The 23,254-nt window shown below is 50.1% G+C and carries 19 protein-coding genes; 6 read left to right on the top strand and 13 right to left on the bottom strand.

What is annotated here, in order from left to right:
* Entirely contained in the window at window positions 1–516 is a 516-nt protein-coding gene (locus tag J7619_RS28325; protein ID WP_291207227.1) for a GNAT family N-acetyltransferase, read from the top strand.
* Between the two features lie 25 nt (window positions 517–541).
* On the opposite strand, the gene J7619_RS28320 is transcribed toward J7619_RS28325, so the two are convergent.
* Window positions 542–1,765 (bottom strand): DegT/DnrJ/EryC1/StrS aminotransferase family protein, encoded by a 1,224-nt coding sequence (locus tag J7619_RS28320; protein WP_291207224.1) that lies wholly within the window; start codon window positions 1,763–1,765, stop codon window positions 542–544.
* Between the two features lie 156 nt (window positions 1,766–1,921).
* Here J7619_RS28320 and J7619_RS28315 point away from each other — a divergent pair, with 156 nt between their 5' ends.
* The gene (locus J7619_RS28315) at window positions 1,922–3,208 is read left to right on the top strand and encodes a hypothetical protein (RefSeq protein ID WP_291207222.1); all 1,287 of its coding nucleotides are present in this window, start codon (window positions 1,922–1,924) and stop codon (window positions 3,206–3,208) included.
* Between the two features lie 60 nt (window positions 3,209–3,268).
* Here the strand turns inward: J7619_RS28315 and J7619_RS28310 are convergent, their stop codons facing one another.
* The 7 genes from J7619_RS28310 to J7619_RS28280 all read right to left on the bottom strand — a co-directional run bounded on the left by J7619_RS28310 (window position 3,269) and on the right by J7619_RS28280 (window position 14,291).
* Window positions 3,269–4,111 carry a glycerophosphodiester phosphodiesterase family protein gene (locus tag J7619_RS28310; RefSeq protein WP_291207219.1) on the bottom strand — a complete coding sequence of 281 codons (843 nt, stop codon included), beginning with the start codon at window positions 4,109–4,111 and terminating at the stop codon, window positions 3,269–3,271.
* A 21-nt stretch (window positions 4,112–4,132) separates the two neighbouring features.
* Complete coding sequence (locus J7619_RS28305) at window positions 4,133–5,911, bottom strand: metallophosphoesterase family protein (RefSeq protein ID WP_291207216.1); 1,779 nt, start codon at window positions 5,909–5,911, stop codon at window positions 4,133–4,135.
* A gap of 48 nt (window positions 5,912–5,959) precedes the next feature.
* Window positions 5,960–7,309, bottom strand: coding sequence for a PhoPQ-activated pathogenicity-related family protein (locus J7619_RS28300; RefSeq protein WP_291207213.1), 1,350 nt, complete (start codon window positions 7,307–7,309; stop codon window positions 5,960–5,962).
* A gap of 30 nt (window positions 7,310–7,339) precedes the next feature.
* A complete protein-coding gene (locus J7619_RS28295) occupies window positions 7,340–8,629 on the bottom strand; it encodes a hypothetical protein (protein ID WP_291207210.1) in 1,290 nt (429 codons plus the stop codon).
* 94 nt (window positions 8,630–8,723) lie between these two features.
* Window positions 8,724–10,367, bottom strand: a complete 1,644-nt coding sequence (locus J7619_RS28290; RefSeq protein ID WP_291207208.1) for a SusD/RagB family nutrient-binding outer membrane lipoprotein — start codon at window positions 10,365–10,367, stop codon at window positions 8,724–8,726.
* A 37-nt stretch (window positions 10,368–10,404) separates the two neighbouring features.
* The gene (locus J7619_RS28285) at window positions 10,405–13,797 is read right to left on the bottom strand and encodes a SusC/RagA family TonB-linked outer membrane protein (RefSeq protein ID WP_291207205.1); all 3,393 of its coding nucleotides are present in this window, start codon (window positions 13,795–13,797) and stop codon (window positions 10,405–10,407) included.
* A gap of 296 nt (window positions 13,798–14,093) precedes the next feature.
* Window positions 14,094–14,291, bottom strand: a complete 198-nt coding sequence (locus J7619_RS28280; RefSeq protein ID WP_291207202.1) for a hypothetical protein — start codon at window positions 14,289–14,291, stop codon at window positions 14,094–14,096.
* 248 nt (window positions 14,292–14,539) lie between these two features.
* On the opposite strand from J7619_RS28280, the gene J7619_RS28275 reads away from it, so the two are divergent.
* The 4 genes from J7619_RS28275 to rfbD all read left to right on the top strand — a co-directional run bounded on the left by J7619_RS28275 (window position 14,540) and on the right by rfbD (window position 18,294).
* Complete coding sequence (locus tag J7619_RS28275) at window positions 14,540–15,964, top strand: BamA/TamA family outer membrane protein (protein WP_291207200.1); 1,425 nt, start codon at window positions 14,540–14,542, stop codon at window positions 15,962–15,964.
* Window positions 15,965–16,080: 116 nt separating this feature from the next.
* A complete protein-coding gene (locus J7619_RS28270) occupies window positions 16,081–16,677 on the top strand; it encodes a hypothetical protein (RefSeq protein ID WP_291207197.1) in 597 nt (198 codons plus the stop codon).
* A gap of 5 nt (window positions 16,678–16,682) precedes the next feature.
* A complete protein-coding gene (locus J7619_RS28265) occupies window positions 16,683–17,390 on the top strand; it encodes a peptidylprolyl isomerase (RefSeq protein ID WP_291207194.1) in 708 nt (235 codons plus the stop codon).
* 1 nt (window position 17,391) lies between these two features.
* Window positions 17,392–18,294 (top strand): dTDP-4-dehydrorhamnose reductase, encoded by a 903-nt coding sequence (gene rfbD, locus J7619_RS28260; protein WP_291207191.1) that lies wholly within the window; start codon window positions 17,392–17,394, stop codon window positions 18,292–18,294.
* A gap of 83 nt (window positions 18,295–18,377) precedes the next feature.
* On the opposite strand, the gene J7619_RS28255 is transcribed toward rfbD, so the two are convergent.
* The 5 genes from J7619_RS28255 to J7619_RS28235 all read right to left on the bottom strand — a co-directional run bounded on the left by J7619_RS28255 (window position 18,378) and on the right by J7619_RS28235 (window position 23,169).
* The gene (locus J7619_RS28255) at window positions 18,378–18,923 is read right to left on the bottom strand and encodes a Uma2 family endonuclease (RefSeq protein ID WP_291207189.1); all 546 of its coding nucleotides are present in this window, start codon (window positions 18,921–18,923) and stop codon (window positions 18,378–18,380) included.
* 184 nt (window positions 18,924–19,107) lie between these two features.
* Window positions 19,108–20,757 carry an alpha-glucan family phosphorylase gene (gene glgP, locus J7619_RS28250; protein ID WP_291207187.1) on the bottom strand — a complete coding sequence of 550 codons (1,650 nt, stop codon included), beginning with the start codon at window positions 20,755–20,757 and terminating at the stop codon, window positions 19,108–19,110.
* 85 nt (window positions 20,758–20,842) lie between these two features.
* Window positions 20,843–21,538, bottom strand: a complete 696-nt coding sequence (locus J7619_RS28245; protein WP_291207185.1) for a hypothetical protein — start codon at window positions 21,536–21,538, stop codon at window positions 20,843–20,845.
* A 95-nt stretch (window positions 21,539–21,633) separates the two neighbouring features.
* Complete coding sequence (locus J7619_RS28240) at window positions 21,634–22,203, bottom strand: hypothetical protein (protein ID WP_291207183.1); 570 nt, start codon at window positions 22,201–22,203, stop codon at window positions 21,634–21,636.
* Window positions 22,204–22,404: 201 nt separating this feature from the next.
* Window positions 22,405–23,169 (bottom strand): DUF1080 domain-containing protein, encoded by a 765-nt coding sequence (locus J7619_RS28235; protein WP_291207180.1) that lies wholly within the window; start codon window positions 23,167–23,169, stop codon window positions 22,405–22,407.
* Between the last annotated feature and the right edge of the window lie 85 nt (window positions 23,170–23,254).

Here is a 23,254-nt window from a genome sequence, read left to right as displayed (position 1 = left end):
ATGTCGATACAACTCATTCAAGCCACCATCAACGACCTGGAAACCGTCAGGCAAATTGGAATAGACACTTTTTATGAATCGTTTGCTTCGGTCAATACCGAGGAAAACATGGCGCATTACCTGAAAACCGGGTTTAGCACGGAAAAAGTGGCCTCCGAACTGGATAATCCATTTTCAGAATTCCATCTGGCTTACGACGGCGACGAACTGATCGGTTATCTCAAAGTCAACCACGGCCCGGCCCAAAGCGAACTGAAAGACGACACCGCATTGGAAATCGAGCGGATATATGTGCTCAGAACTTGGCAGGGAAAGAAAATCGGGCAATTGTTTTATGATAAAGCCATCGACATCGCCCGTGAGCGCGGCTACGCATATGTGTGGCTGGGTGTATGGGAAGAGAATGAAAAAGCAATCGGCTTTTACAAACGGAACGGCTTTGTAGAATTTGACAAACACCTTTTCACACTCGGCGACGATATTCAGACCGACATTATGATGCGGAAGGAATTGTAAGCACGTAGCACAGGAGGCATTCGGGTTACCCGACAGCCTCCTGAATTTTCAGAATTGCCCCGGCAAATGCCTCCATATCCTCCTTTTCCCCCAACATGGCATGTTGGAGAATCCATACCGCATCGGTATCGCAAGCCTGCTCAGCTACGGAACAGAAGGTCTGGCTATAATCCGCGCTGTCGGGAATGGCGTAGCATAGGAATGTTTTGTTCTGAAAAAGGGGTTGCTTGTACAACGGATGCGGATAACCCTTGAAACTCGGCACACCTTCGGCTGCCAGCATTGCGGCAAACTCACTTTTGGGCATTCCACCGAATTTCGAAGCGTCGTATTTGAATATATAGATGTGATAACCATGTAGCGTAATGTTTTCGTCCCGCTTTAACGGGGAAATACCGTCTATTTTTTCCAGCAAAGTATTCAGGAACAACCCATTATCATTCCTTCTCCGGGTTTGATCTTCCAGCCGTTTGAGCTGTTCTGTCAGTAACACGGCCTGCATTTGGGTAATGCGGTAATTGCACCCCGGATTGTAATGCTCATACCACTGCCCGCCTTCGATCCGGCCGACATTGCGCAGGGAATGCATCATGGCGTACAAATTATCGTCGTCGGTAATGACAATCCCACCCTCGCCCGAGGTCAGGTTCTTCGATGACTGGAAACTGAAACTGCCCACATGCCCGATCGAACCCAGCTTTTTGCCTTTGTATTCAGCTCCGTGCGCATGCGCCGCATCTTCAATCACTTTGAGATTATATCGTTGGGCAATGTTCATAATGGCATCCATATCACAAGCCAGCCCCCCGAAATGCACCGGAATGATCACTTTGGTACGTGGCGTAATGGCCGCCTCGATGGCTGCCAGGCTGATATTGTATGTTTCAGGATCGATATCCACAAACACAGGCACACAGTTGCATTCGATCACCGACGAAGCCGTGGTAATGAAAGTATAAGGCGGCACGATCACCTCGTCACCGGGTTTCACGCCGCACGCCATCAGGGCCAGCCGAAGCGAAACCGAACCATTAACACAGGTAATGGCATACTTGCTCCCACAATAATCCGCAAACGCCCGTTCGAAACGCTCCACCTCGTCCCCGCAGTCAGGATTACCCCATTTGCCGCTCGCAACGATTGCTGCAACAGCATTCACCTCATTTTCATCATAAATAGGCCATAAAAATGTCTTGTCGATGGTTTTCGGGCCGCCGTTGATCGCAAGTTGTTCTGTTTTGCTGCTCATAGGTTTCGTATTCCTGAAATGTGTCGTGCCAGTTTTTACCGGGAATACTATACCAAAAGCGAATCGGGCTATTTCCTCCTGATCCAGGAGCGGGTTATAGTCTTTTTGGGCGTCAATCCAGTATTTATCCCACAAACCCTTAGTCGCATTCCGTTCATGAATAACAGACAATTACTTTATGCCCTGCTTGTTGCGGGGATTTCACTGGGCACCGCCTGGGCCATCCGCGGCCAGTTTGGGCACGAACAAGGCGCCGCATGGGCTGGCGGCATCGTCGGATTGAGCATTGTTCTCATCGCCAAAAGAAAAGATTGGTATGCCAAAGCATTTCAATTGGCACTGGCGTCGGCCGCTGGCTGGGGCATCGGGGGTATTATCAGCTACGGTAAAGTGGTCGGCTTTGCACGTGGGCTCGAATTCGGGAATGTTTACTATGGATTCCTCATGCTCGGGATTATCGGCGGGCTGTTCGGCCTCATCGGTGGCGGGTTATTCGGGCTTACGCTTGCGTCCTCCCGTGAGAAACCCGTGCAATGGCCTCAGCTAATCACTGAAATGACTGCCGGCGCTATCCTGTTCTATTATCTGCTGATCGAACAACTCGGCTGGCTCATGACCCCTCCGCGCTCGGAAGCATGGGCGGCGTGCTTCGGCATGACTGTGGCGTTGTTCTGGTATATGATCCGCCACAAACAGCATTCAGCCATGAGGCTGGCCGTTTTCGCCGGGCTGGGCGGTGGATTCGGATTCGCATTCGGCAACTTTCTGCAAGTACTGGGAAGTGCTTCCGGCATTCACTTCAATTTCTGGAATGTAATGGAATATTCGATCGGCTTTTTCGGCGGGGCGGGAATGGCATACGGTACGTTTACGTCCGAATGGGAAACCACCGATACGCAGGCATCCCGCTGGCATGTGCTCGCACCGATCGTCATCCTGACACTCGTCATTCCATTCCTCGTCTGGGATCAATCGTTTAGAACGGAGAGATTGGTTGAAACGATCCGGAGTTTCGATCCGCTTGCCGATGCTGCCGGCATTACCACTTATGTCCAATGGCTAGCGTTATTGCTCGTTCTCGCTTTTGCAATCTATACAGTATTCAAATACTATATTCAGATAAAAACGCCGTTCTGGGAGCTCCAATACGAAGACGTTCAGCGATTCTTCTTTTTGAACCTCGGCCTGTACACGATTTACAGCATCCTTATCACCTGCGCATTCATGAGCCTGTACCGCATCGAGCAATACCTTTACATCTTGAACGTAGCTGTTCTGGGCCTTCTCGTCAAAAAAACACAGGTATCTTTCTCTAACCGCGGACTGAACATCAGCCGCTGGGCGGTCAACTTTATATTCATCGTAGCCATTTTTGCCATTCTCACGGCCGTTGCCATCAGCACACACGGCGAGTTGAATGGGGCCAACAGGCGATTTGAATAGGTTTTACCCGAGATCATCAAAAAAGCCATTCCAAATACAACGGAATGGCTTTTTTGATGATTAGCGATGCAGGCCCAGTTCCCGCAATCCGCGGATGACCTTCTCCGGCTCGTCGGTTTGGATGATGTTGGCGCCTTGGCTGGTGAGACTTTTCAGCGTTTCGCTGGTGTTTCCTTTCCTGATTTCTACGTCCGGCTCACCCAATGCATTGATCCAAACCCTGGCGCCTTTGTCCCTGATCAGACTGGTTACGTCGGGCGTGTAGAAATCCGAATCGATGTGAATTACTTCCGGTTTGAAGCGGGTTAATGCCGAATCAGCCATTGCCTTCGACTCGGCCCGTGGCATGAGCATGAACTTTTTAGAAGCCGCATCCACCTTGGAGAGAATTTCATAGTCACTATCGAAGAAGAACACGAAATCCTCGCCACCGACTTTTTTCACCACTTCGATTACTTTGTCGATTCGATCGGTTTTAAGATCCAGATCGACCAGAATGCGGCCTTTCGCTATGCGTAGTGCCTCTTCCAGCGTCGGAATCGTTTCTTCCGTGATTTTGCCATTGGAACGAAGCCGCAGCTTCCGCAGCTCTTCGAAGGTTTGTGTTTCAAGATCGCCCTTGCCGGTTGTGGTACGGTCAACTTTGCCGTCGTGCATGAGCATCGGAATACCATCCTTGCTCACCTTCACATCAATTTCTATAATATCAACGCCCAATCGGATTGCGTCTCTGATCGCGGGCAACGAATTTTCAGGTTTTTCATGATGCACCGCCCGGTGCGACGCTACCAGCACGTTTTTAGAAGTCGGGTTCAAAAACTCCTTCCTGATCGGCCCAACTTGCGCGTGGGTTTTAAAAACAACAGAAAATAATAGAATAGCGGGTAATGTAATGCGGGTCATTATAATTGAAATTGTTGAATACTACTTCGTAATCGTCAGCTCGTCCTTTAACTCACCCTCCGGATTGTAACACTTATAATGCAGCGTGTTCCCCTTGATCGACACATGCTGATAAAGCGGACCGTCTTTGTACCTCACCACGGCATAATCCTCCTTCGGCCAACGTTCCTGCTTGCCGGGAATGCTGATAGACATCAGGTAAATGGTACCCTTCGCCGGAGTCGCCATTTCTTTGTCATTAAACATCGGCTTCGTGCGCAGGTAGTAATGCATATGCCCGCTCATGACCATGTCCACGTGGTATTTGTCAAAAAGCGTACACCATTCCCGCTTGATCTCGTCATAAGGTTCTTCAAAATTGTAGGGCGGGAAATGGAACATCGCAAACTTCCATTTCGCTTTCGAGTTCCGGAGCTGATTTTCAACCCAGGCGGTCTGCTGTGGTACCGAAAGCGTAGCATCGATCATCAGGAACAATGCGTCCTGGTAATTGAAAGCATAAGTCATTTCCGTAGGCTGACCGGCAGGACCGTTTTCCGGTAAACTGAACATCTCCTTGTACATCCATGCGCCAAGGCCGTCCTGGCTATCGTGGTTACCGGGGACGGGCATCAGCGGCCGCGTGCTGAACGTCGGGCCGGCATGCGCCCAGAGCTGGTCCCAGTCATCGCGGTGCAGGCCGGTTGTTACCAGGTCACCGGCAATGGAGAAAAATGCCGTTTCAGGATGTCGTTTAATGGATTTTTGCGCCATATCGCCCCAGATAGGCGAATAGTGCGTGTCGCCGAACCAGATGAATGAAAAATCTTTCACACGGTCGGAGGCAGTCTGGAAAGATGCAGGCACCGACCATTGCGATTGCCCGGTACCGATCGAATAATGGTACAAAGAACCGGGACTTAGCCCTTTGAGCTGCGCCGTAAACCGGTTCACAAACCGGTCGTTCTGCAACAGCCTGTCTTCCATGTTAAATGCCGAAGCATCGGTAAAAAGCGTATCGGTAGTCCCGGGTTTCCAGTACTTCACTTTGCTCCGAAGCACTTTGGGACTTGTCCGGTATTGGATGTTCGCCGTGGTGACAGGATCACCGCTCCACGTCATTACTACCTGATCGGGCTTTTCAGACGAGGGTGTGGAGGTTCTCCGGAATGCATTCACCAGATGCGCCTCTCGTGCGCGGCCCCGAACGGTCGTGAAGAGCGTCTGCCCTTTCAGTTCATCGGGGACTTCGGTCAATACGAGGCCATCCCAGTCGTGATAGGTAAACGCCCCTTTCTGCATCGTAGCTAATGCATATTGCGCTGGTACTACATTGGAAACCGTGAGCTTTTCTGCTTTATCAAGTGGCGCCACACTGATAAAATACACCGGCCGGTCTTTATCAAAACCATTGATACCAAGCCCTATTTGCCCTTTTTCAAAATCCTTTTGCCAGACTTCGTAGGTGTACTCGTCGTTTTTGACGAGCATTTGCGTTTTCTTAAAACCACTCTTTTGCAGCCAGAACGGTGGCACGGCCTGCGCGGTGTTCCGCATCAGCGACACTCTCACCGGCACATTCACCTCGAAATTCCAGAAACGCGTCGCCAGCGTTTCCTTGTCGCGGTCGCTGAGTATGCTCAGGATATAGCTATCCGAAATCGTATCGAGTTGCGCAGGCGTGAGGGTTTCGTAAAACCGGGTCACGGTGCGGTCGATCACCTCCTTCACCGTCCGCTCGGGCTGTTCTCCGGCTAGCACGAAAGACATCCAAACCGGGCATAGCAATGCCCACCAGCGCAATCTTTTGTTTTTGATCATGGCTATTTCAAGTTTCCCGTCGGGTATAGATACACCTATTTCAGGGATTTACAGAACCGACTTATTATCCGTCAAAAACACCCTTGTACTCTCCGTGTACATGTCGCCTTGTGGCGTTTTGTATTTCAAATCCACATAAAATGCCCGGAAACCACTGGCCGGTAACTCGGCGGTTACCTTCACATTGGATTTCTGGCTGATTTTCAAACTTTGGGCAGTCCAGGTATCGTTCCGCAAATCCTGGTCCGGCGAGTTTGCCGACCACAGGATCACGTCCACCAACGCATCCGGCGTGGTCTTAATGTCCAGGTTTACCTTCCGGTTGGCAACCGACTGGCTCCATTTGCATTCCGTATAAGGCCGTTTGTTAATTGTTGCGCCGAAGAACGCGCTCAAAGCTTCCATCGCCTGCTTGCCATCGCCCAGGTCATGGCCCGCGTTGGGCACATAATGCAGCATATTTTTACCGGGAATCTTGTCGAGATAGTTTTTGATGTTATCCACCACCCAATACTCGTCATTCGTTCCCATGAAGATCATCTTCGGCATGGTCAGTTTGGCGCGATACGAATAGGGATCGATCATGGCCGTTATGGCCTGCCCGTCGGGCGAGCCGGTCGACTGCGGAATACCCAGTTTCACGTAGTCCTCAATCTGAACGCTGTAATCGCCCCATGATTTGATCTGATAATCAAGGCTTACCGGCATATTCAGCACATCGATCACCATCGGTGCGATCGCCTCCACGCGTTTGTCGCTCGCACCCGTGAGCCAGGTCGTCCATCCACGTTTCGAAGCACCCGTTACCACGAAACTATTAACCGTATGTTTCAATTGTTGCTGCGAAAACTGCTGCACTGCATCCATGGCTTTCACTGCGCTTTTAACCATCGGAAAGAGCAACGGCCAGGTATAGTCCTTGTCCTTTTTGAAGTTGTGCAATGTATAGGAAATCAACGCATCCTCGGTAAGGTCTCCGAAAAATGGCTGGTTAGGCGTCTGCTTCAACAGCGCCACAATGGCCTGGTTGGTGGTAGCCACCGCACCGAGCGACCCGTACATTTTTTCATCCTTTTTGCTGTTCCAATTAGGCAGCTCGTTCGCATTGGAACCGCCCGTGATAAAGAGCAGCGCATCGTCGTGCCGGTTTTCTTTGGGAACGATCAGCGTCAGCTGGTGCGTCCAGGTAAACTCCCGCCATTTTTGAGAGGTCAGCAGGATCTGGTAAAATGTCAGATCGTCGCGTTTGAATGTCTCCTTCAACTCCCATTTGAAGGTTTTGTCGCCATTGCCGAGGTAGCTCTCCAATGCGTTTTCCGGGGTTACTTTTTGGGCGTTCGCAAAAACGATCGCTACGAGGGTCAGCAATATGGACCTAACGGCTATTTTCAAAAACATGGTCACTCCTGTTTGGGGTTAAAATTCGGTTTACTTGCCCGGCACAGGCGCAGTCTGCGTCGGCGTGGGGCTGTCTTTTACTAATTTCAATGCCTGCTCGATATAAATCTCTCCGGTCATTTCACCCAGGCTTGTCCGGCTTACATAGTCGTACCGTTTAAAGCTGTTGAAATCGACCTTCGTGAGCATATAACCGAAAGCGTCATTCGTCAATCCGAAAAGGAACGGCTGTTTGGTGTTCATATGCCTTTTGACATAGTAGCCAATGTTGGGCAATGCCTCGCCGGGAACTGTGAGTACCTGAGCCGTACCGATATTGAGCAGGTTGAGCTGCGTCACAATGCGGTTATCACCGGCCATTTCATTTTTAACAGGGGATTTTTGAAGGATAAAACGCATGATCTCCGAATCCACCGGAAAGTCAATCCTGCGGGAAACGCAATAAACGTCAGGGTTTTCCTGTACCGCCGCATCTTTCACAATTCGCATCGCCTCATCGGCCAGCAGCTCGCCTATCCTTTTACATTCATTCCAGTCGTTGGCTTCCTTTCCGTTTTCGATACGGTTATCGGCGGTTACCATTCCACCTTGCGCACCGTTCATAAAAATGGCGGTCCCTCCGCCCTGCGCCTCGATGCGATCGTAGAGCGGCCCGCAAAGGTCCGGGCTCAGAATGCCCCTCCCCGATCCGATCACTTCCGGATGGATTGCATAATTCACGAGGGTAGCAATGGGTTTGCCCTTGTTAGCTCCCGAAGTGGCTACCGCCTGGATCACCCCGCAACGGGGATCGTAGAGTTGGTCGGCGTAATAATTATACGCGATCTTGCCTTTGGCATCGGCTACCGCGATCTTCAATGAGGCATCTTCCAGTTTTCCGACCGCTTCGTTCACAGCATCGGCGATCTGCTGCACACAACGGTCGAGATAGGCCATATCGGCGAACGACTCCCCTTTTTCATTGGGGAAACCGTAAGCATCGGGCCCGCTATGCGTGTGTGTGGCGCCTATGAGCACATTCTCGGGCGTGATGCCTTTGATCAGCTTTCGCGACTTATTACCCAATGCAGCCGGCCAACCCAGGTTATCCACATTCACAATAGCAATCCTGACCGCTCCCTTTTCCATAACAAATGCTCGCGCATACAGGTCGCCATTCTTCTGCGTCGCTTTCTTGGGCGTACCGATACCTCCTGAAACAGGCAAAAGCGGATCGGGCGTTATCACCCGCACAGCCGCAGCGGCCCTGAAATGTTGCCCTAGTGTTATTTGGCTTACACACAGGCATAAAATGCAAATGAGAATGGCCCTGGCTTTCATTTTTGGAAGGGGTTTTACCTATTAAAACTAAACCGGAACTGAGGGATGGCCCCGACAGTCCCGGTTTTAAATACTCACCTTAAAACAAATATGACTACCACGGCTTACCGGTTCCCTGGATAAGCCATTGTTTAGACCACGGGCTGTTGCCGTTGTCGGCCTGCGAATAGCTGGTAATTTCCAGCTTGCTCACCGCAGCTTCTGCATTCGTTTTATTGATGCGCAATTCATCCTGCATGTAATAGAAGCGTACAGGCAACACCTCCCGTTTGGCGGCCGGGCCGGCTTTCAACGCGGGCAGGCCGGTGCGGCGGAAGTCAAACCAGGCTTCGGTAGCGGCAGTCCAGCTAGCGATCCATTTCTGCTCAATAATCTGTTTCAATGTATTATCGAAAGCCACGCCCGGTGTGGCAATGTAAGCATCATACTTATCGCCTACCGTCCAGGTTGCCATGGATGCTTTCACTCCTGCCTCGTAACGGTCTTTCGCCACACCGGCAGCCCAGCCTTTCAATGCGGCCTCGGCGAGGATGAAGTTTACTTCCGCAGCCGAAATGAGCCGTGCACGCAACAATGGGCCTTTTGCAGCTTTGTAAATGTTGTTCAGGAATGATACGTGCGGGTTGAACGACGTTTGCCCGGGTGTTGGATTCAGGTTATAAGCCGATGGCAATGCCGAAACACTTGGCGGTAAACCCACATATTCCGGATCGGTGTCAATTTGCGTTTTACCTACCTTGTCCGGCGAAAGAATCCGCTTGCCGTCCACGATCTTGTCCGTTCCGACGGGCGCTGTCGGGTCTACCACGAGCGGAACCTCCACTTTGTTGGCCCAGATACCGAGGCGCGGATCTTTCAGCGTCTGCAATCTTTCCACCAGTGTGGCACACATTTTAATGCGGCGGTAGTTGCTTCCGCTCGCATCGCTTACGGTGTTGGCCGGCCACGAATCCGCTTCACTGTTTCCGGGAAAGCCCATGGTAGCATCGTCGGCATTGGAAGTGATGATCGGATAATTGGCCGCATTGGCCACGATTTTCTCGATACCTGCTTTGGCAATGTCAGGTTGTTTGGCCGAAATCCGCATATAATAGCGGAGCAAAAGCGAATTGGCCATCTTGCGCCATTTAGCAGGGTCCCCGCCGTAAAAGACATCTACGTTGTCGACGATACCCACATATTCGGCTTTCGGTTTGGAAAGCAGCGTATTGGCTTTTTCGAGGTCGGCAATAATCCCGGCATATATCTTGTCCTGGCTGTCGAACGACGGTAGAATGTCCGCCGTTGTACCAGCCTCGCCTTTCAATGCGGTGGTGTAAGGCGCGTCGCCCCACAGGTCGGTAATCAGTCCGAACATGAACGACTTCATGACCAGCGACACGCCCTGATGGAACTCGAAATTTGTTTCCACTGAGCGTTTATATACGAGGTCGTTGTTGCGCAGCACATCGTAATAGCCATTCCAGCTTTGGTCGCCACCCCAGTCGTAATCGTTATGCCCGCTCGACCATGCGTCTTTCTGGGTGTGCTGTACCACGCCGGCAATGTCCTGATAACCCAGGTTTACATACAACTTGGCGGCCTCCGTCAATACCGTTGGCAGCACCAGGTTCGGGTTTACCGACTCGGGCGTAACGCCGTTCGGGTTTTCATTGAGCTCCGTCAGGTCCTTACAAGAGAAGACCATGCATGCCAGCAGCAGCGGTATGATGACGAACTTGTTATGAAGTTTTTTCATGAGTTTATTTAAATTAAATAGACTAGATGACTCTTTATCAGAAAGTTAAACCAATCTTGAAACCGATCGGCATCACCCATGGCGTCACATTGTAACGCTCGATACCCTGCTTGAACTGGGTACCCGCCTGCGCTCCCGATTCTTGCTGGAACGCCTGCTCAGGATCGATACCAATTTTAGCCTTCGTCCAAAGAATGATATTGCGGCTGTAAATGGAGACATTGGCATTTTGCAAACCCAAACGTTTCACAAAAGTGGCCGGCAGGTCATAACCTAATGATACCTCACGCAGCTTGATAAACGAAGCATCGAATGTAGCGGCGCGTGTGAAATCCCACGGATAGTTGTCGCCGTACGGGATGTATTTCGTGCCCGGTCCGCCGAGGTTTTCGGTGTAACCAGTGATTTCTCCGGCCTCATTGTATTGCGCAATCACACCAGGGTTGAACACCGCGTAATCGTAAGTATTGCCGCCATATTCAAACGGGAAGCCGCCGTATTCCTTGGTAGGGCCACCGACAATGTTAAATTTATTACCTTGAATAACCACCTTGTTATTGTCAATCAGATAATTACGCAGCTGATCTCCCGTCATACCGTTCGGATTGATCAGATTGTCGAGGAACCGTTGCGATTTCAGGTCCGATTCGCCGTAGCGGTAGGTTTGCGATACAAAATCGCCGCCGTGGCGCCAGTCGAACGACATATTAAGGGTGAAACCTTTGTAAGACAGCGAGGTCTGCAGGCCCATGATAAAGTCGGGGTTAAAGTTGCCGATCTTGTTGCGGGTTTTGGTTGCCGCAACCGATTGCCAGGAACCGTTTTCATCCAGAATAGGATAACCATAATACTGCGAGTTCTTATCCTTTACGGTCACGATTTCGGCGTCATAAATATCCCCGATCTTGTCACCCACGTACGTCCACGCGCCACCTTTCGCGTCGGTCCAGAGTGTGTAGGAATCGAGCCCTGCCACCAGCGACTTGATCGTCGTCCGGTTTCGCGACCAGTTGGCATTAATGTCCCAGCGCCAGCCGTTTTTGTCGATCGGTGTTCCGCCCAATGTCAGTTCCAGCCCTTTGCTGACGAGCAAGCCCGCATTGATATTCATGGTTGTGGAACCACTTGCGCCGGAGATTTTGGTCGGAATGATCTGGTTACGGTTTTCAACCTGGTAGTAGGTAGCGGCCAGTCGGACGCGGTTATGATAAAGGTTCAGGTCGAGACCGTATTCGTAAGAAGTAGCGATCTCCGGTTTCAGGTCAGGAAGCAGGATTTGTCCGGGCTTGGATAGACGGGTAATGCCATCCCAGGCGCCTGCATTGCTCAAAGTAGCGAGCAAGCTGTATGGGTTGGTATCGTTACCTACCTGTGCCCAGCCGCCTCTCAGTTTGAACAAACTGATCTGGTTGGCCATCGGGAACATTTCGTTCAGCAATACGCTCAAAGACGCAGATGGATAGAAGTACGAGCGATTGGCCTTAGGCAAGGTACTCGACCAGTCGTTGCGCGCAGTCAAGTCCAGGTAAACCATATCTTTGAAACCGAGGTTCATCAAACCATAAGCACTGAATACCGCTTTCTCGTACAAATAGTTGCCGTAATTGAGGTTAGCCGGGGCGATATTTCCTAAGGTGTAAAGTCCCGGAATAACCAGGCCGGTACCATTCTTGCTGGCCGAAGTCAGGTCGGTATTTTTCTGATAACGCGTGTTCCCCCCGCCGGAAACCGACACACTCAATGCATTGATATCACGTTTGTAGGTCAGGAGGAAGTCGGCATTACGCTCGAACCGAGACAGGTTAATTACCCCGAAACCTCCACGACTATCATTGGTATAGCTGTTTCCAATCTTGGTCTGGCGTTCTTCCCGGTAGGTATCGAGTGCGTAGCGTCCCATTAAACTCAAATGCGGTGTGATCTGCCAGTCGGCCTTCACGTTTCCGAAAACCCTGTCACGGACGAAGCTGTTGTTGACCTCATAGGCCAGGAACCACGGGTTGTTATAAGCACCAGGGCCTTGCGACAATTGCTGCAATCCTTCCTGGCCCGGCACCCAGTAATTGCGCAGGTCTCGGATATCGATGTGCGGCGATACGGCGTAAGCCCATTGCAAGGGATTGGTTCCGCGGTTGGTCGCGGGCCGGTTATTTGAATTGTTGCGGCTCAAATCGATGTTCGTGCTTACCGTCAGTTTCTTGCTTAACCGTACCGTGGAATTCACGCTGAGTGAGTTGCGGAACAAATCGGAGTTCGGGATGATACCACGGTTCGACATGTTTGAATACGATAACCGGTAAGTAACCAAATCGTTACTGTTGGAAAGTGATACCCCGTTGGTTGTCGTGATGCCCGTACGCACGAAGTTCTTCACATTATCAGGGTGTGAAATCAGCTCGGTCGGGATAGGCTTGCCGTTGGCATCTTTCGGGCTGTTCCATTGTATCGCCTTGTAGCCTTTGTCCAGTTCAGGTCCCACGCCACCGGCAGAACCTTCGTCTATTTGCAGCACACCGCCCGGATAAGGGTTATTGTCGGGCGTAAAAGGAAGGATACCTGTTGCAAATTTGTGGTGCATGTTCAGGTATCTGTAAGGTTTGTCAAAAACGGTGCTGGAATTGACCGAAACCGTCATTTTCTTGGCTTTACTGCCACTTTTTGTGGTGATGAGCACCACCCCGTGGCCAGCACGCGATCCGTAGAGTGCCGCGGCGTTGGGGCCTTTCAGGATTGAGACGCTTTCCACGTCATCTGGGTTGATGCTCGAAATCGCATTGCCGTAGTCGACCTTGTTGTCCTTACCTACTTCACTGATGTTGTTCAGGGTGTTGGCGATAGGCACACCATCCACTACAAAAAGCGGCTGGTTGTCGTTGCTCAGTGAGGTAGCGCCGCGAATGATCATGCTCACCGACGAACCCGTTCCGCCTGTGGAGCTGATCGTCACCCCCGGAACCTTGCCCGAAAGGGAGTTCAGGACGTTCTCCTGTGCCACCCGGCTGATATCCTTGCCCTGGACTTCCGCAACCGCATACCCGAGCGAGCGCTTCTCGCGCGAGAGGCCCAATGCAGTAACAACGGTTTCCCCCAGGGTTTCCACACCTTCTGCCAGATCGACGTTGATAACCGATTGATTTCCCACAACAATCTCCTGGGTTTCATGCCCGATGTAGGAAAATACCAGAACGGCTTTGGAAGGGTCAGCAACATTGATCGAGTAGTTACCGGTAGCATCCGTAGAGGTACCGACCTGGCTCCCTTTCACTACGATACTGACGCCAGGGAGCGCCGCGCCGTCTATTTTTGAAGTAACTTTTCCCTTGACCGTCTTATCGAGATTTCTCGCCGCGAATGTCGGACTAAAGAGCAAAACGGCCACGAAAATGCTGAGGAGCAACCTTCGCAGGCTAGCAGTAGAATTTGGATCCATAGTTTTTGTGTTTAAGGTGACGGGTACTGTTCATGATACTGATAAATAGAGCTTTATGTTAAAAAAATGGAACACGACAGACTTATATAATCCGTGTCAGCGGTATTAATAACATGGTATCAGGTGAGCAGGAGATCACCTTCCGCGAGGGTTGCTCACGGACGAAAACTGCTTGAAATCCTGCTCACATTACTAGGGATGGTGTCGTTTGGGCTATTCTAACGGATCTGACTTTTTTAATTTCTGAACAAACTATTGATAGAGGAGAGTGAGTATTTGTAAAATCTGTAATCTGCTTATGATTCCTTCGGCCCGGCCTCGCCGTTCGGCCGGTTTTCCTTCAACAAACGGTTGAAATAAATTTCGAGGGCGTCGGAATACGTTTTACCTCCTTCGTCATCGGAAATCCCTGCGAGCACCTCCGCCAGTTCCTCCTCGGATATCTTATTGCTGATAAGCTTGTTAATCAAAATTTCAGCCCGGGAGAATGACATGGTGTTAGTTAGTTTTGGTATGTGACAAGGATACTTGCAAAGCTTCCTAACAGACTATTGCCATAGCGCGGTTTTTTCTCCCCGCACATCTTCTTTTTTGCGAAGTCCGGCAAAAAACAGAAAGCCACCGAAAGCCCTGATTTCCGTCAACAGATTGTTACCATTCTTCATGAACCCCTATTTTTGTTAAAATTTTATCATATTAACAGAAAGTATCGTTTCTATACCGAAACTCGGAACCGTGAAGAATGAACCCTAAGAAGTGCTGTCAGGAGATTTACTTTCTGCTTTTTACCCTGCTCTTTTCCCATTTCGCCTCCGGCCAGACGGTCGTTGCCGATAGTTCCGGCCACGTAGTTGTGGGCGACATTACGGTGGAAGGGAACCATCGCACCCGTACGGGCATCATCATGCGCGAAATAGCGATCCAAAGGGGCGATTCGCTTACGACCGAAGCGCTACGCGAAAAACTCGAAATTGACCGCAGGAAGGTGATTAACACCAACCTGTTCATTACCGTCGACCTGCTGACAAAACCTAATCCCGACTCGGTTCATACCGATATCCGCATTGTGGTGAAGGAACGCTGGTATTTTATCGTACTCCCGGTTTTCCAGCTTGCCGACCGGAATTTCAATGAATGGTGGTACGAACGCAAGCGGGATCTTTCCAGAACGACTTACGGCGTATACCTCAGCTACGGTAACGTGACGGGCCGGGCCGATAAACTCCGTTTTCTGGCCGAGTTCGGCTTCATCCCCAAGTTCGAACTTGCCTATACGTTGCCTTATATCGATAAAGCGCAAAAGACGGGGATTACCATTGGAACTTCGTATTCTATCAATAAAAATACCGCATTCAGAACCTGGCGTGACAAGCTCCAATACCTGAGCAGCGAGGAAATCAACCGGGAACGGTTCTATACCTATGTGAGCCTGACGCGACGGAACAAGTACTACACGTTCCATTCGGTGGACCTCCGGTGGAGCTACCTGACAATCTCCGACACAATTGCGAAGCTTAACCCCAACTACCTCCTGAATGGGGACAAACGGCAACGTTATTTCCAATTGACCTACACATACAGCTACGACAGGCGCGACAATGCGCAGTATGCATTGCAAGGCCAGACAGCCGGGTTGCAGATTTCCAAAACCGGGCTCTTGCCTTCCGATGACGTCAATACACTGTATCTCTACGGTTCTTACCGCAAATTCATCCCGCTTGGTAAGAAATGGTTTTTTAACACCAATGTGCGGGGACGGATATCGTTTCCGAAGCGCCAGCCTTACACCCAGACCGTGGGCCTGGGCTACCGCAACGACCTCGTGCGCGGGTATGAGCTGTACGTGATCGACGGGCAGGATTACGCATTGATCAAGAATGAGCTGAAATACAGGCTCTTCTCAATACAAAAGCATTTTTCATTTATACCCGTAAGGCAGTTCAATACCATTCCCCTTGCGGCGTATATCAATACTTTTGCCGATGCCGGCTATGTCAAAAACAGCTATCCGGAGTTCAGTAATACCAAATTGGGCAATTCGACGCTGTACGGTGCCGGGGCAGGACTGGACGTGGTGACATTCTATAATATCGTCGCGCGCTTCAACGTAACGTTGAACGGTTTGGGCGAACGCCGGTTCTTTTTTAACCTTGCAAGAGAGTTTTAACCGGATTTCGGGAAGTAGTAAATATGTATAAATTGCAATTGACAGGCAATCGAACTAGTTACAAGGCACGATAATTTCTCAACTTTATTTAACCGCATGACACAACCTCTACGATTATGAATATGCTGAAAAACGGAATCGCATTGCTCGCGATAGCATTACTCGCTTCGGCCTGCGACACTAAAACAAACGAAAAAACCGAGGCGGCGGCAGACTCGGTAACCCTGCACGAACCTGCTCCCGCTGACCTGAACAGTGACCAGTCGGCACTGTTGAAAACAATCCTCGGCCCAGCCGAACAAAATCCGGCCGGTGTAGTTCTGAGGGGCATTGCTTTCGGTGATGCCATTGCCAAAGTGAAAGCCACCGAAACATTCGAGATGTTTGAAGAAACACCGGACCACCTGGGATATACCTCGGAAACGGCTCAGCTGGAAACGATCGACGTGCAGTATTTTCTGACACCGGAAAAAAAAGTGAATAAAATCACGATCGACGTTTACCTGAACAGTCCGGAAGCCACCAAACAGCTCTGGAATGCCAGTAAACAATATTTTAGTGAGGCCTATTCCGCCCCGAAAGAAGAAACCAAAAAGATCACCTGGAATAACAAGACGATCCGGGTGGACATGGAAGATGTATCGGAAGGGAAAGATTATGGCTTGAAATTTCAATTCTTCCCGGCCGATAAAAACGTTCTGGCCGCCAAATAACACCTATGAAAAACAAAAGATCGATTCTCCTGGGCGCGTTGTGCCTCCTTGCATTGAATGTTTGTGCGCAAAAGTCTTCTAAAAAAGACGAGGTAGTTACCATCGCTACCAACAAGGGTACGATGCGCTTCATTCTTTTCGACGAAACGCCGAAGCACAAGGCCAACTTCATCAAGCTCGCCAAGGACAAATTCTACAACGGACTCCTTTTCCACCGCGTCATCGATGATTTCATGATCCAGGGTGGTGATCCCAATTCCCGCAATGCGAAGCCCGACGAAATGCTGGGACGCGGTGACAACGGGTACAAGGTTCCCGCGGAGTTCAATGGAAAGCTGTTTCACCAAAAGGGCGCATTGGCAGCCGCACGCGACAATAACCCCGAAAAAGAATCCAGCGGATGCCAGTTTTATATTGTGGAAGGCCGGAAATGGAGCAAGGCCGACCTTGAAAAACAATCGGCACGCGCCGCCCGCAAGCTGACGGACGCCCAAAAGAAAGTATATGAAACCATTGGCGGCACTCCACACCTGGACGGCGCATATACCGTTTTCGGACAGCTGATCGACGGCATGGATGTAATAGATAAGATCGCTTCGGTAGACAAAGATGAGCGCGACCGCCCCGAGAAGGACATTTCGATGAAAGTGTCTGTCAAAAAGATGAAAAAGAAGAAGATTACCCGCAAATACGGCTGGAAATACGAAGCTTAAATTGGAAAAGAAGAAAATCCTGATCACCGGCTCCAACGGGTTGCTGGGTCAAAAACTGGTGGAGTTGCTGGTTTCAAAAGCACACATTGAAACGGTTGCCACAGCCCTGGGCGAAAACCGGTTGCCATTCACCAAGGGCTACCGCTATGTTGAAATGGACATTACCAACCCGGAAGCGGTTGATCAGGTGCTGGATGCCGAGCGTCCCAACGTAATTATCCACACCGCTGCGATGACGAACGTGGACCAATGCGAAGCGGAGAAGGATGCCTGTTGGAAACTGAATGTCACCGCAACTGAAACACTGGTTGCAGCCTGTGCCAGGTACCAGATTTTCCTCGAACACGTCTCCACCGACTTTATTTTCGACGGCACTTCGGGGCCATACCGGGAAGAAGACATCCCGAATCCGATCAGTTTTTATGGATGGAGCAAGTACGCGGCTGAAAAGGCCGTCAAATCCTCCGACATCGAGTGGGCCATTGCGCGTACCGTGCTCGTGTACGGGATCGCGCACGATATGAGCCGTAGCAACATCATACTTTGGGTAAAGAAGTCATTGGAGGAAGGCAAGGCCATCAAAGTGGTAACCGACCAGTTCCGCACGCCTACGCTGGCCGAAGACCTGGCATTGGGCTGCTTCCTCATCGCGGACCAGGAAGCGAAAGGCATTTACCACATTTCCGGCAAAGATTTCCTGACACCCTATCAAATGGCGCTGGCCGTCGCCGACTATTTCGGGCTGGACGCTTCGCTGATCTCTCCTACCGACGCGTCGACTTTCACACAGCCTGCTCGCAGACCGCCGCGTACAGGTTTCAATCTAACAAAATCAAGAAATGTACTGGGCTACGAACCGCATTCGTTTCGGGAAGGGATTGAGATTTTGGCCGGGCAGATTTAGATTTTTAATGCCACGAATGTTCACGAAAATTGTATTCGTGAACATTCGTGGCATTCGTGGCATTCGTGGCATTCGTGGCATTTTCATTTTTCTATTTCAGCCAGATTCAATACAAAACCAGGAAAAAGTGGTGCCCCTGAAAGTTGAATATCAAGACTTGAATATTCGACAATAGCCCGTTCGGGTTCATAAACATATACTTTCTTCCCGTACCGGTCTATCAACCACGCAAGACGACAGCCATTTGCCAAATACTCCTGCATTTTGTTTTGCAGGTAAATAAGGCTATCGGATTTCGAACGTATTTCAATTACAAAATCGGGACAAAATGGAGCGAATCGCTCTTGTTCCTCTCTTGATAGCGCATCCCATTTCTCGCGGTTTACCCATGCAACGTCCGGTGAACGAACGGCACCATTGGGAAGTGTAAAGCCAGCTGATGGCCCGAATACTTTCCCGGGGATTTTATTTTCCCGCAACCATGAACTGAAAATACCAAGAATGTCGGCATTGAAACTATCTGAAAAACTTCCGGCAGGAGACATAAGTATAATGTTGCCTTCGCTGTCCCGTTCAAAGCTGAGCGTATCGTTCATCTGGCAAAAACGAAAAAACTCGTCCTCGCTCATGATATCCCCAACAATGAATGTAACAGGCGTGTCCATAACTTAACGATGTCTTGGAAGTCTTTCAATAATGTAAATCAAATATAACCATTTCGCCGCGAAGGCCGCATGGCAACCGACAGCCAATTTTCATGGGATAGACCTATAAGGACTAACTGCCGGTCGCTGCTTTCTTGCGGGGTCTATTTTAATTATACAGCAACTCATAGTACTCCCTCGCCATCCGGTCGGAATTGAACGGTTGGGAAACCTCATTCATGCTGTTCAAAATCATCTTTTGCCACTTTTTCGGCGCATTATAGTACGCAGGAATTACCTTCTGTTCCAAAGTGTCCATCAGGTTATCGCAATCCTGCTTATTAATGTCCTCTCCCTGGGCTACCGGCAACAGAAACGCATTATGCCCGTCCTTCGCAAATTCACAGATCCAGCCATCAAAAGTGGATAGGTTCAACGCGGCGTTCATTGCTGCCGTCATACCGCTGGTACCGGAGGCCTCCCGCGTCACGACGGGCGTGTTGAGCCAGACATCGGCGCCGTCTTTGAGCAACTTGGACAATGCCAGCTCATAGCCGGTCAGAACGGCCATATTGGGGAACAAATGGCTTAAATAGAAGAGATGGTTAAAAGTCGCAATCGCTCCTTCATCTTTTGGATAAGGTTTCCCCGCCCATATCACCTGCACCGGCTGCTTCGTATTCTCCATGATCTTTTTGAACCTTTCCAGATTCCAGACCAGCATATCCGGCCGTTTGTAGGCTGCAAACCGCCGCGCCCACACGATCGTAAGCACATCAGGGTCGAACAATTTCCCGCTCTGGTCGGCCACCGTCTTGAACAATGTCCTTTTCAATTCCTTCTTACGCGCAACGATCGCATCGATATCCTTTCCGAGCCTTGCCTTTTCCAATACCGGGTCGACCCAGTAAGTATTGTTCTGCGCATTAGTAATGTGGCCGATCGGCGCGATTTTGGGATGTGATTTCCACATTTTCCGCGATACTTCCCCATGCAATTTCGAAACGCCGTTCGCTTTGTGGCTCAGGCGCAATGCGGCCAATGAGTGGTTGAACACGCCATCCCCTATGCCGCTGATCTTCCGAACCGTTTCGAGGTCGACACCGGAGAAAAAACCCAGCTGATCCAGAAAATGAATATCGTGTTTCTCATTCCCCGCCTCTTCCGGCGTATGCGTCGTAAAAACGACCCGTTTCTGGACCTCAGCGGCTTTTTTATACTTTTTGTACAAATGAAAAAGAGCTGAAACCGCGTGTGCTTCGTTCAAATGATATACTTCCGGCTCGTATTGCAGGGCTTCGAGCAGCCGAGCGCCCCCGATACCCAGCACCATGCATTGCGCTACTTTATAGGTGACATCAGAATCGTACAACGAATAGCTGATGGCCCTCGTCGACTCGTCGTTGCCGTCGGTGTCGGTCGTAAGCAGGAATAATGGCGCCGAGCCGAATGTTTCCGGGTCGAGGTAATAGGCCGCAACCCAAACATTTTTCCCCATCATGGGTATCTGAAAACGGATTTGGGTATCCACCAGATACGAGTACATTTTCTCTGTAAACTCCGGCTCCATACTGCCGTCTTTCTTGCGGCCCTGGTCATAGTAGCCATATTTCCACAGCATTCCAATGCCGATCAGGTTCTGTTTGAGCGCATATACGCTACGCATATGCGAGCCCGCGAGGAAGCCCAGGCCCCCTGAGTAAATTTTTAAAGCCTGATCGACAGCGAATTCCATCGAAAAATAGGCAACCGATTTTTTGTATTGATTATCCGTCGCAAACGGGTGACGGTAAGGAAGAGCAAAAGTTTGTTGTGACATCGGAAGCGATTTTGGTAAAACAAATGCATTGCATAAAAAACCCGGCCTATCGAAAAGGGCCGGGTCCAATTATTTTTTCAGGAGCTTATTTGCCGAAGAGCCGCGCCCAGAATCCCTTCGCTTTTGTTTTCGTCTCGACGACCCTTTCCGAGGCCTCCTCCTTTAACCCCGCTATTTCCTCCGTCGCTTTCGCTTTCAGTTCGGCAGCCTTGGTCTGCGCTTCGGCCAGTTTCTCGGAAGCGGCCTCCTTCGCATCTGCAAACGCCTCGGTGGCGTCTTCCTTAATGTCCTCATACTTGTCTGCTGCGGCCACCTTAATATCCTCGAACTTCTCCGCGGCCACCTCCTTAATGTCTTCAAACTTATCTGTTGCAGCCTCTTTCAGATCTTCAAATTTCTCTGCTGCTGCTTCCGTCAGGCTGGCGAGTTTCGCTGCAAAGCCGGATTGCACTTCCTCCGCTTTTTCCACAACCTCCTCTTTTACAGCCTCTGCCTTAGCCGCAGCCTCCTCTTTCACTTCTTCCACTGCCTCCCCGGCAGCCGCTGCTTTGGTTTCCGCCTGCGCTTTCAGGTCGTCGATCGTTTCGTAAACTTCGGTCTTAATGCCATCCGCGGCTTCCTCCGCCTTCGTTTCCACGGCCGCTGTCGCCTCATTTTTCACTTCCTGCACGTCTTCCACAATTGCATCTTTGGCATCGGCGGCAGTGGTTTTGAGTTCTTCAACTTTATCTTCCAGTGATTTTTTTGCATCTTCTGGTGTAGGTTCGGTATTCTCGGCCATGGGAAATGAGGTTTTAAAGTAAGAACAGTTGATACGATGAATGCGTAAGCTACAAAGGAGTTATCAAGGTTGCAAGCAATGCACGCAGCTTTATGCTAGGTTAACCTTCTAACCATCAAATTTTTAACCAACTCATAAAACGGCTCCGGCAGCAAGGTACGCCAGTTATTGAGATGTAAAGTACCACCGAAATTGATATAATAATCGAGCCGGTACTTCTTCCATTGCTCTTCCACATGCTCGCGGAAATTGATGGCGGCAATCCAGCCGTCCTCCACGTCGTCGAACCATTCTGCATAATAGTCGTCGTCATTGCCTCCGTGGAAATCCAGCACATTTTCGCCCATCAATATAAACTGGTTGATACCCTGGTTCACAAGCGGATCAATAACCTGCCTTTTAAAAAACATGATGTCGTTATGCAGCGCATCGTTCCATTCCCCGAACATTTCGATGATCACAAAGCGCTTATTGTAATCTGCAAACAGGATCTTAACATATAGCGTCTCCGACCCGATATCATCCCACAACGGGTGGATATAGTAGCCGTAGATCGCATTTTCGTAATAATCCAGGTTATAAGTGCGGCCAAAAAAGGGCGAACGCTCATCGTGGCTGGCCACATAATGCTTCTCCCAATTATAATAAGGCTCTAATTCCTGCATAGCAACGATTTTGGAGTGACATTGAAAACGAATATAAATGAAAACAGAAAAGCCTTAACTGATGTTACCAATCATTTAAGGCTTAAAATTAATGCCGGGGAATTTCGGCCAACGTGGCGATCAAATAAGCCAGCGGATTATGAATGGAAACGGGCTGCCTCAAATGAAGCAGCCCGTTTCGGTATCATATGTTTCACAATTTTACAACTCGCGGATCCAGATATTACGGAAGCTGGTCGTGTTGTTGTGGTCCTGCAATTTGATAGGGCCCTTTCCGTGCGGCTCGATCGTCGGCTGGCCGATGTAAGGGGTCGTTCCCTGGATCATGGTGTGGTTTTGCACCAATACACCATTGTGGATCACGGTAATGTATGGCGGATGCGTCATATGGCCGTCTTTGTTGAAATGCGGCTGAGTGTAGATCACATCGTAGGTCTGCCACTCGCCCGGGCCTACTGCTGCATTTACCAATGGCATGGTTTGCTTGTAGATCGAACCCGCCTGACCGTTGGAATAGGTCGGGTTGTTATAGCTGTCGAGGACCTGCAATTCGTAGACTCCTTGCATGAAAATACCGCTGTTACCACGGCCTTGTCCATTTCCGTCCACTTTCGCGGGGGTTCTCCACTCGATGTGCAGCTGGTAATCGCCGAATGTCTGTTTGGTTTGAATGTCGCCTGATTTAGGAGCAACGGTCATTGCGCCGTCGGCTACTGTCCATGGGGCAGCTGATTTACCGTCTTTTCCTGAAACCCACTGATCGAGGTTCTTACCATCGAACAGGACGATCGCATCGGACGGGGCTGTGAAGCCTGAAACCGCCGAAGAACCTTTACCGGGCGTTACCACACGGGGAACGGGATTCCACAATTCGCTGGACTCAGGAGTTTGCTTCGCAGGCTGCAATTGCGCGTGTGCGGCAAAGGCAGCAGCCATGCTGAACGCGGTAAGCATCAATTTTTTCATTTGAAAGGTAACAGTTTTAGTCTAAAAAGTCTTTGAAATAGTATCAAAACACAACATTAAGGAAAAAGCAACAACAAAAAGGATT

The organism is Dyadobacter sp., assembly GCF_017744695.1.
Classification (GTDB): Bacteria; Bacteroidota; Bacteroidia; order Cytophagales; family Spirosomataceae; genus Dyadobacter.
Note: the sequence above shows the minus strand (reverse complement) of the source record. Positions and strands in the feature narration are given on the sequence as shown.

What these genes read in the sequence shown, in the direction of transcription:
- glgP (WP_291207187.1), bottom strand. Translation starts at nt 20,757, where the DNA reads ATGTCACAACAAACTTTTGCTCTTCCTTACCGTCACCCGTTTGCGACG.
- J7619_RS28325 (WP_291207227.1), top strand. Translation starts at nt 1, where the DNA reads ATGTCGATACAACTCATTCAAGCCACCATCAACGACCTGGAAACCGTC.
- J7619_RS28245 (WP_291207185.1), bottom strand. Translation starts at nt 21,538, where the DNA reads ATGGCCGAGAATACCGAACCTACACCAGAAGATGCAAAAAAATCACTG.
- J7619_RS28255 (WP_291207189.1), bottom strand. Translation starts at nt 18,923, where the DNA reads ATGAGCGAGGACGAGTTTTTTCGTTTTTGCCAGATGAACGATACGCTC.
- J7619_RS28305 (WP_291207216.1), bottom strand. Translation starts at nt 5,911, where the DNA reads ATGATCAAAAACAAAAGATTGCGCTGGTGGGCATTGCTATGCCCGGTT.
- J7619_RS28310 (WP_291207219.1), bottom strand. Translation starts at nt 4,111, where the DNA reads ATGACCCGCATTACATTACCCGCTATTCTATTATTTTCTGTTGTTTTT.
- J7619_RS28235 (WP_291207180.1), bottom strand. Translation starts at nt 23,169, where the DNA reads ATGAAAAAATTGATGCTTACCGCGTTCAGCATGGCTGCTGCCTTTGCC.
- J7619_RS28240 (WP_291207183.1), bottom strand. Translation starts at nt 22,203, where the DNA reads ATGCAGGAATTAGAGCCTTATTATAATTGGGAGAAGCATTATGTGGCC.
- J7619_RS28295 (WP_291207210.1), bottom strand. Translation starts at nt 8,629, where the DNA reads ATGAAAGCCAGGGCCATTCTCATTTGCATTTTATGCCTGTGTGTAAGC.
- J7619_RS28265 (WP_291207194.1), top strand. Translation starts at nt 16,683, where the DNA reads ATGAAAAACAAAAGATCGATTCTCCTGGGCGCGTTGTGCCTCCTTGCA.
- J7619_RS28275 (WP_291207200.1), top strand. Translation starts at nt 14,540, where the DNA reads ATGAACCCTAAGAAGTGCTGTCAGGAGATTTACTTTCTGCTTTTTACC.
- J7619_RS28270 (WP_291207197.1), top strand. Translation starts at nt 16,081, where the DNA reads ATGAATATGCTGAAAAACGGAATCGCATTGCTCGCGATAGCATTACTC.
- J7619_RS28320 (WP_291207224.1), bottom strand. Translation starts at nt 1,765, where the DNA reads ATGAGCAGCAAAACAGAACAACTTGCGATCAACGGCGGCCCGAAAACC.
- J7619_RS28285 (WP_291207205.1), bottom strand. Translation starts at nt 13,797, where the DNA reads ATGGATCCAAATTCTACTGCTAGCCTGCGAAGGTTGCTCCTCAGCATT.
- J7619_RS28300 (WP_291207213.1), bottom strand. Translation starts at nt 7,309, where the DNA reads ATGTTTTTGAAAATAGCCGTTAGGTCCATATTGCTGACCCTCGTAGCG.
- J7619_RS28315 (WP_291207222.1), top strand. Translation starts at nt 1,922, where the DNA reads ATGAATAACAGACAATTACTTTATGCCCTGCTTGTTGCGGGGATTTCA.
- J7619_RS28290 (WP_291207208.1), bottom strand. Translation starts at nt 10,367, where the DNA reads ATGAAAAAACTTCATAACAAGTTCGTCATCATACCGCTGCTGCTGGCA.
- J7619_RS28280 (WP_291207202.1), bottom strand. Translation starts at nt 14,291, where the DNA reads ATGTCATTCTCCCGGGCTGAAATTTTGATTAACAAGCTTATCAGCAAT.